General features: G+C 70.7%; 2 protein-coding genes and 1 pseudogene. 2 read left to right on the top strand and 1 reads right to left on the bottom strand.

Translation table 11 applies throughout. The features are described from left to right. Nucleotides 1-881: pseudogene (locus tag BZL64_RS11265) on the top strand (acyltransferase family protein); the annotation flags it as partial. A 65-nt stretch (nt 882-946) separates the two neighbouring features. Here BZL64_RS11265 and ku read toward each other — a convergent pair. Beyond that, nucleotides 947-2,011 (bottom strand): non-homologous end joining protein Ku, encoded by a 1,065-nt coding sequence (gene ku / locus BZL64_RS11260; protein WP_483025098.1) that lies wholly within the window; start codon nt 2,009-2,011, stop codon nt 947-949. A 76-nt stretch (nt 2,012-2,087) separates the two neighbouring features. Here ku and ligD point away from each other — a divergent pair, with 76 nt between their 5' ends. Next, a complete protein-coding gene (gene ligD, locus BZL64_RS11255) occupies nt 2,088-2,972 on the top strand; it encodes a non-homologous end-joining DNA ligase (protein ID WP_086768633.1) in 885 nt (294 codons plus the stop codon). The last annotated feature ends 21 nt before the right edge of the window (nt 2,973-2,993 follow it).

Here is a 2,993-nt window from a genome sequence, read left to right as displayed (position 1 = left end):
GCCTTCATCTGCGGTGGGGGCTCCGCGTCCCGGTGGGGATGGGCCTGGTCGGGGGCGGTGTCGGGATGCTGGGCGTGGTCGGCGACTCGTCGGTGACCGAGGTTGTCGGGACGGTCAACTACCTGCTCGTGTGGGGTGTCGCCTACCAGCTCGGGTTCTGTTGGCGGGATGGGCTGTTGAGCCGGGGCCGCGTCGTGCCGGCCGGCATGGCGGTGGGGGGTGTGGTGGTCTTCGCGGGACTCGTGGGGCCCGGACCGTTTCCCGTCAGTCTGATTCTGGTGACGGGGCAGGAGCTGAGTAACACCGATCCGCCTTCCGCCGCCATGCTCGCGTGGGCGGTGGCTCAGGTGGGGGTGGCTCTGCTCCTCGCGCCCGGCGTGCGGCGGCTGTTGGCGGGGGTCCGGGTGTGGGCCGCCGTACGGGCGGTGGGCGGCGGCAGCATGGCTCTCTATTTGTGGCACATGCTGCCCGTCCTGGTCGTCGCCGCCGCCTTCTATCTGACAGGCCTCGCTCCCCAGCCCGGCTACGGGTCGCTCGGCTGGTGGGTCCTGCGGCTGCCCTGGCTGGTGGTGCTGGGGCTCGTCCTCGCGGGGGTGGTGTGGGCGCTACGGCCGCTGGAGCGGGCGCTCGCCTCGCTGTCCGTACGGCTGCGGCCCGGCTCCGGGGTGCGGTGGGCCTGGCAGATGTGGGCCGGACTCGGGCTGAGTGTCTGGGCGTTGGCGTACTTCGCGGGGCACGGGTTCGCGTACGGAGGGACGTTCCCGGTGTGGCCTTCGGTGGGGCTCGGGGCGGGCACCGTGCTCGTCGCCCTCAATCGCGGGGCCGGCGGGAGGGATGAGGGAGCGCCCACTTCTCAGCGGGCGTTGGAGGAAGCCGCCTGAGGGCCGGCGCCGTGTCGGGGCAAGCCCTCCGGCGGGCGGCGCCTCACGCCGACCTCATGCCTCCCTCACGCCGACCGTTTCCTTGCCGTCGTCTTCTTCGCCGCTGTCTTCTTCGCCGTGCTCTTCGACGTCGCCGCCGTCTTCTTCGATGCCGTGCTCTTGCCCGTCGATGCCGTGCTGCTCTTGCTCGTCGATGCCGACTTCTTCGCCGGCTCGCCGGTCTTCTTCGCCGACGCCGCCGTCTTCTTCGCCGTCGACGTGGACTTCTTGCCGCCCGTCTGTTTCGGGGTCGGGCGAGCCGTCTTGCGGTCGGGGAGCTGTCTGACCTCGGCTTCCTCCCGCCCGGTCGGCTCGCCTCGGGACTCCTTCGCCGCTCGGACGCTGTTCTCCAGGGCGGCCATCAGGTCCAGGACCTTGCCGCTGGGGGCAGCACTGGGCGCCTCGCGGGGTGTCTCGCCGGCCGCCTTCGCGGCGACGACCTCCTCGACGGCCTCGCGGTACTCGTCGTGGAGGTCCTCCAGGTCGACCTCGCCGAGGGTGTCCATCAGGGCGTCCGCGAGGTCGAGTTCCTTGTCGCGGACCGTGACGTCGGTGTCGGGGGCCACGCCCTCGGGGGCACGGACCTCGTCGGGCCAGAGCAGCCCGTGCATGGCGATCGCGTCGCCGACCACGCGCAGCATGCCCAGGCGCTCGCGACCGCGCAGCGCGTACTTGGTGATGGCGACCTTGTTGCTGCGTTTCAGCGCCTCCCGCAGCAGCGTGTACGGCTTGGCCGCGGGGGCGCCGCCCGCCTGGAGGTAGTAGGCCGCGTCCATCTGGAGCGGGTCGATCCGGTCGGCCGGCACGAAGGCCACGATCTCGATCGTCTTCGCCGTGGGGAGCGGCAGGTGGGAGAGGTCCTCGTCGGTGATCGGGATGATCGTGCCGTCGGCGTCCTCGTAGCCCTTGCCGATCTCCGACTGGCTCACCTCGCGGTCCTCCAGCTCGCAGACCTTGCGGTAGCGGATGCGGCCGCCGTCCTCGGTGTGGATCTGGCGGAAGGAGATCGAGTGGTTCTCGGTGGCGTTCACCAGCTTGATCGGGATGCTGACGAGGCCGAACGAGATGGCGCCGTTCCATATGGATCGCACGTGCAGCATCCTCCTGGCTCTGCCGAGAAAAGTTACATAGCAGACATATACGTACTAATCGTGTGATTCTCATCGTATGACGCCCATCACCGAGGTGGAGGGGCGGCGGCTCGCGCTCAGCAATCTGGAGAAGGTGCTGTATCCGGCTACCGGCTTCACGAAAGGCGAGGTGCTGCACTACTACGCGACCGTCGCCGGGGCCCTGCTGGCGCATCTGCGTGACCGGCCGCTCTCCTTCCTGCGCTATCCGGACGGACCCGGCGGACAGGTCTTCTTCGCCAAGAACGTGCCGCCGGGCACCCCCGACTGGGTCACCACCGCCGAGGTGCCACGTGTGGAGGGGCCGGCCCGGATGGTGCTCGTGCAGGATCTGCCGAGCCTGATGTGGGCGGCGAACCTCGTCACCGAGTTCCATACGCCCCAGTGGGTGATCCAGGACCCCGAGGAGGCCGACCGGCTCGTCTTCGACCTCGATCCCGGCGCGCCCGCGACCGTCGTCGAGTGCTGCGAGGTCGCGCTCTGGCTGCGGGAGCGGCTGGCGGCGGACGGGATCGCGGCGTACGCGAAGACCTCGGGTTCGAAGGGGCTGCATCTGCTGTCGGCGGTGCGCGGATCGTCCTCCGAACGGGTCACCGAGTACGCCAAGGGGCTCGCCGTCGAGGCGGAGCGCACCATGCCGCGGCTGGCCCTGCACCGGATGACCCGGAGCCTGCGGCCGGGCAAGGTGTTCGTCGACTGGAGCCAGAACGCCGCCCGCAAGACCACCGCCACGCCCTACACCCTGCGCGCCCGCCCCGAACCGACCGTGTCCGCGCCCGTCACCTGGGAGGAGGTCGAGGCGTGCGCGGCACCGCAGGAGCTGGCGTTCGGGGCGGCGGACGTGGTGGGGCGGGTACGGGAACACGGCGATCTGCTCGCCGAGCTGTGCGAGCCGGACAGCGCCGGGCGGCTTCCCGACTGACGCCCAGGCCGGCCCCAGGTC

Source organism: Streptomyces bobili (assembly GCF_002154575.1).
Lineage (GTDB): Bacteria > Actinomycetota > Actinomycetes > Streptomycetales > Streptomycetaceae > Streptomyces > Streptomyces bobili.
The sequence above is the reverse complement of the archived record's forward strand: the minus strand, read 5'-3'. Positions and strand labels throughout refer to the sequence as shown.